Annotated in this window: 5 protein-coding genes and 1 pseudogene; 1 reads left to right on the forward strand and 5 read right to left on the reverse strand. The window is 59.3% G+C overall.

The window, feature by feature from the left end; genetic code table 11:
- Positions 1-566: 566 nt before the first annotated feature.
- A pseudogene (locus CNE01S_RS26115) lies at positions 567-677 on the forward strand (replication initiation protein); the annotation flags it as partial.
- Between the two features lie 247 nt (positions 678-924).
- Here CNE01S_RS26115 and CNE01S_RS23690 read toward each other — a convergent pair.
- From CNE01S_RS23690 to CNE01S_RS23705, 5 genes are all read right to left on the reverse strand, one after another.
- The gene (locus CNE01S_RS23690; RefSeq protein ID WP_061279111.1) at positions 925-1,626 is read right to left on the reverse strand and encodes a DUF2931 family protein; all 702 of its coding nucleotides are present in this window, start codon (positions 1,624-1,626) and stop codon (positions 925-927) included.
- Between the two features lie 10 nt (positions 1,627-1,636).
- Entirely contained in the window at positions 1,637-3,325 is a 1,689-nt protein-coding gene (locus CNE01S_RS23695) for a T6SS phospholipase effector Tle1-like catalytic domain-containing protein (RefSeq protein ID WP_061279113.1), read from the reverse strand.
- 184 nt (positions 3,326-3,509) lie between these two features.
- Positions 3,510-3,722: an MbeD family mobilization/exclusion protein gene (locus CNE01S_RS25140; RefSeq protein WP_082763285.1), complete on the reverse strand. Its 213-nt coding sequence runs from the start codon at positions 3,720-3,722 to the stop codon at positions 3,510-3,512.
- A 6-nt stretch (positions 3,723-3,728) separates the two neighbouring features.
- On the reverse strand, positions 3,729-4,253 hold the full coding sequence (locus CNE01S_RS25145) for an MbeB family mobilization protein (protein WP_082763286.1): 525 nt from the start codon (positions 4,251-4,253) through the stop codon (positions 3,729-3,731).
- Between the two features lie 677 nt (positions 4,254-4,930).
- On the reverse strand, positions 4,931-5,254 hold the full coding sequence (locus CNE01S_RS23705) for a MobC family plasmid mobilization relaxosome protein (protein WP_174522193.1): 324 nt from the start codon (positions 5,252-5,254) through the stop codon (positions 4,931-4,933).
- Positions 5,255-5,332: the final 78 nt, after the last annotated feature.

The raw sequence follows: 5,332 nt of genomic DNA on the forward strand, positions 1-5,332 counted from the left end.
TTGGACAAGCCGCAGGCGCGTCAGTGGCTTTTGCCGGGTTTCGGGGCGCAGCCCTGAACCAGTCACGTAGCGCTAGCGGAGTGTATACTGGCTTAATATATTACGGCCGGGTAAAGATTCAGGGAAGTGCTTCATGTGGCAGGTGTGATATGTGGCTCAGGAGCGTCCGCAATGCCATGCACGGACTGGTGCAGTTACGCCTCCTCGCTCATTCGCTCACTCACGTTCGGTCATGAGACTGCGGCGGGCGTTACCTACTTACGGATAGCGAAAGAAAACAATGGCGCGCAAAACAGGAAGGGCCGGAAAAAGGATGCGGCGTTGCCGTTTTTCCATAGGCTCCGCCTCCCCTGACGAGCATCACAAAAATGGACGCTCAAGTCAGTGGAAGACGAAACCCGATGTGGCTTAAAGATGCCAGAGATTTCTCCCTGACGGCTCCCTCCTGCGCCTCCACATTCCCGCCGTGCAGTGTACCGGTGTCATTTCCGCTGTTATGGCCGCGTTTTCTCATTCCACGCCTGACACTCAGTTCTGTTTAGGCAGTTCGCTCCAGGCTGGGCTGTGTGCAAGAACCCCCCGTTCAGCCCGACTGCTGCGCCCTTTCCGGTAACTATCGTCTTGAGTCCAACCCGGAAAGACACGCAAAAACGCCACTGGCAGCAGCCATTGGTAACTGAACAAGGTGGATTTAGATATGAGACTTCTTGAAGTGGTGGCCTGACTGCGGCTACACTGAAAGGACAGTTTTGGTATCTGCGCTCCACCAAGCCAGTTACCTTCGGAATAAAGAGTTGGTAGCTCTGAACTCCGGCAAACAAACCACCGTTGGTAGCGGTGGTTTTTTTGTTTACAGCGCTGAAGACTACGCGCGAAAAAAAAGGATCTCAAGAAGATCCTTTTGATTTTGCTGATCCTTACACCCTACCAGTCGCCATACGGATAGTGCTTCCCCTTGATAAAATCACGCATAAAGGGATCGTAGCCGTTAGCCTCGATGTAACTGAAATCAATTTTGTTAGGAACGTTTTTGCATATCAGCATGTCATTCCCCGTCAGGGTGAGCTGCCGCGCAGGATGCTGGAGCACAACAGGATCGCCGTTATCTTCCAGCCAGACCCTTACGGTTCCCCCCGGAGCCAGTCCGATAATCATATTATCCCGGTAATACGTCTTTCCCGGCTTATAGGTATCAGGATAGGCATTTAGCATCTGCTGCCACGTCTCCCGGCTGAACCAGATCTCCGTCTCATACGCCTTTTTATCGATAACCGAGTCCCAGCACACAGTCATCCTGACAGGCAGCGCCTTGCCGGTATTAAAATTGGCTGAAAAACTACCTACGCGCTGGCTCCATTTCTCCACACTGCTCTGACTTGGTCTGGCTGCGTCAAGCTGCCGAAAGATACTTTCCCGGATATCCCCGTCCTCCAGATACACCATTGACACCAGTGCAGGCAGGTTTTTCGGGTGAAAAAAATTAAACTGCCAGTGGTCGTAAGGCAGCTTTTTCCCATACTGCTCCACGCCGTCTCCCAGCAGCGTCTTCACGCCTGCCCGGCGGTCATGACAGCCTGCAAGCAGCATTACGCCCAGCACACACACCATCAGCGGTAATCGTCTCATCCCTGCCTCCTCAGAACAGTCCGTCCAGCGCGTCCGCGTTCGCCCGCGCCCGGTCTTCCCACTGCTGCTGGTCGTCCATCCGCCACACCGTCCGCACCCAGCCCTTCCCGGGAGCCATCGGCCACACGAACGAGCGCTCATCCGTCGGCGCATAGTGGTTTCGCAGAAAAACCTCGCCCGAGGACGGACTCACCCACAGGCTCAGGTCCGAGTCGATGTTCCAGTTCGCCGAACAGTGCAGGTAGCGCCCGATGGTCCGCATCTCCTCCGCCGTGAAGCCCGCAGGCTCCGCGCCGCGCCGGACCGCGCGCCCCTGAGCTATGGCTTTGTCACACAGGGAAAGCAGTTCTGACGGCAGCGCCAGCTCTTTGTTACTGCTGAGTATCGGGGCAAACATAACTCCGGCGTCCTGTGCCGCATCCAGCATCACCCGCAGGCTCACCTTCTCCCAGTCGTTCGGTACCGCCTTACGCGTCATGAACACCGCCGCACCCACTTTCTTCTCAAAAATAAACGCCCGCGCCTTGTCCCGGTTAACCCGCGGCCACGAAATCATTTTCGTCTCCACCTCGCCGTGCGGCATCAGGTACTTCAGCGCCGGAAGCGAGTACAGCGCCTGACGCATCTTCTCCGCCTGACGGTACACCGCCGTCTGCGTCTCGTCCGCGCTGTCGAGCGTCACCTCAAAGTCCGGCATCGTCAGCAGGGAAATCTCATCCTCTCCCGCGTTATAGCCCCCGCCGATGTCCGAGTGTGCACCCGGCAGCGCCAGCTCCGGCCACATCCCCGCGATGCTGTTCAGGCTGAAGTTGTACCGGCACTCGTGCATCGCGCTTATCTGAAACACCTTCTGCGCCACTGAGGGACGCAGCTCAAGGTTGACCCCGGGGTTGCTCCGCCCGTTAACGCCGTAGAAATTCAGCAGGCTACCGATGGCCGCAACCGTGTCAAACAGCCCCAGAAAGCGCACCTCACCGGCCGCTTTGCCGTGGTGCCCCGCCATATCCAGCCCGTTCTCTATCGCTGCCGCTATCGCCGCGTCCTGGTTCATCACCCGGTTGGCAAAGTGCCGCGCCGCCGCCGCCCCGCGGCTGAACCCAAACACGTCAAACTGCACCTTCGCGATCGCCACTTTGTCACGGTTAAGTTTGATAAAGCGGGTCAGCTCTGCGCTGATCTTGTCCAGCGCCTCATCGGTCTTCGTCACCACCCCTTCGAACTGCCGGATAAGGCTGCTGCCCAGCGCTTTACCCAGCATCGAATCACTTTCCCCGTCCGCCGTCCCGATGCCGCTGACGTAGGCTTTCACCTGTGCCTCTGTCTCACTGTCGCTGAGTTCATCACTCGACTGATAAAGGTCAAACAGCCGCGAGATATTAGTGTGACCCCCCTGCCAGCTGCCGTTACCCAGCCCCGTTCTGGCGTGTTCTTCATACTTCGCGCACGCCCGGGCTCGTTCTTCGCCAACCAGCCCGGCGCAGTGGGCATACGCCAGCCGCAGATCGTCGGCGTTCGCCCGGTTGTTCCCCGTGCCGTCAAAGAACACCCCCACCGTCAGCGTGATCCCCCTGACCGGCACACGCCGGCACCGGATGACTTTTTCACTGTACAGAACATCGGTGTAGTGCGTGTCGTCCCCGGTAATTTCATACCGGTGATAACCGGTATGACCCGGTTCAGTATTCTCGTCTGCTGCCATAAAAAATCCTTTTAATCTGAAAGGTTAAATCAGGCACATCATACCCCCGTCCGCCCTTAACCCAAATCAGCCCGCTACAGCTCCAGCGACGGCCCCGGATACTCCCGCTCTTTCACCAGTTCCTTCTGGCGCTGCTCCTGCACCACCCGCGCACGCGCCACCACCTCGTACTCGCGCCGCTGTACTATCGGCTCAAACGACTCAGTTGCCCGCTCAAGCGCTCCACCTGCTGACTCAAGCGCGTGACCTGCCCGCTCAGCCGCTCGTTGTCCCGTTGCATAAGACCACACATCGTCCGCAATTCCCCGAAGGCGTTCTCCCACTCGTCCAGCCTTTGCGAGTAGTCCTGCTGTAGCTGCTCTAATGCGCTCAGCAACTGCGTTTCCAGCTCTGTCATGCTCCGTTACTCCTTCACCAGCTTCACCGCCCGGTGCTTCCCGATGGTCCAGTTTGTGTCCGCTTCCGTGCCTTTGGGCAGCACCAGATAGCGCCCGTCCTTCCCCTCCCGGAACTCCACGCCCCACGTCTTCGCGTTCAGCTTCTCCAGCGTGGCGTTCTGCGCCGCGATTTCGTCCAGGTTCGACGCGATTTTCCAGCTCAGCAGCCACAGCACGCCCCCGCACATCCCGGCCAGCAGCAGCGAGGTCATGAGCACCGACAGCCACCGGCGCGTTGCCAGACGCATCACGCTCTCCCGGTGTGACTGCATGGCCTCTGTCATGCCGTTGCTGTGGTGCCTCAGGGCCTCGCTCAGCGCCCGGTTCTGTTCGGCGATGTCGTCGCTGATTTTCTGCCCGCTTAAGCTCAGTGCCTCGCTGACACACTTCCCGAGCCTGTCGAACTCGTTCTTCAGCAGTTGCTCTGTATCGTTCGCCTGCTCGCTCGATTTCTGCCTGAAGTCCGTCGCCATTTTCGAAAGACTGTTCATAGATTGCTCCCCTCAGTCTGAGATTGCGGCCCCCCTCCGGGTCCGCGATGCTAATGCTGCTCTTCGTGGTCCGCACCACGTCAAATCCTGACGCCGTGAGCGCCTGTATCACGTCCTGACGCGTTTTCAGCTCTCCGGCCACACAGAGACGCACCAGACCGTCGGTAATCGCCTCAGCGGCCTCCTGCTTCGTTCCGGGCAGGGTGTTCGGCGTGACCAGCGTCCGGCGGTTCTCCGGTGCGTTCGGGTCGTGCAGCCCCAGACTGGCATTCACTGTGGTCTGCCAGGCATCGATGCGCGGACGGTCGGCCTTATCAAAATATGGCTGCAGCCGCTTTCCGGTCAGCAGTTCGGTGTTTGGGATAAGAAAATTCAGCTCCAGACGGCCCTTGTCACGGTGCTCCACCCACAGGATGCTGTACTGGTCTTTATCGAGTCCGGGCATCAGAACCCGCTCGAAGCTCTCCATCAGCTTCTCACGCTGCCCCGGCGGCAAATCTGCCTCCGCGAACGACAGCACCCCGGAGGTGTATTTCTTGGCATACACCGACGCGTCAATCAGCTCCCGGACTTCTTCCGCCTTCCCCTGCAGAACGCTGGCGCCCTCCCGGTTACGCTCTTTCCCCAGCAGGTAATCCACCGGCCCGGAGCCGCCGCCGCGCCCCCGGGCGTGAAATTTAACGATCATCATCCGGCCCTTTTTCCAGCACCGCATGGCGCAGCCGCTCAAGTCCGGCGTCGATGGCCATCAGCGCGGCCACCACCTGCACCCGGTCATGCCCGGACCACGCCCCGCTGTTCACTTTCCGGGCTGTCTGGTTGAGGTTGTTTCCCATCCCGGCCAGCTGACGCAGCAGCGGCGGCGCAAGCGTGGGGAGTTTGCCGGCACGCGCCGGCTTTTCATCCAGGCACGTCTGACGCATCCACGCCGCAAGCTGTTTGCCGTCACAGCGCTCAAGCAGTCGCCGGTGCTCGTCTTCCGTCACCCACAGGGTGAGCATTTTGGTGCGTTTCTCTGACAATCAGGCCTCCTGATAACCCCGGGACGGGCGGGAAATCCTTTCCCGGTTGGCGCGGGG

The organism is Cedecea neteri NBRC 105707 = ATCC 33855, from assembly GCF_001571265.1.
GTDB lineage: Bacteria > Pseudomonadota > Gammaproteobacteria > Enterobacterales > Enterobacteriaceae > Cedecea > Cedecea neteri.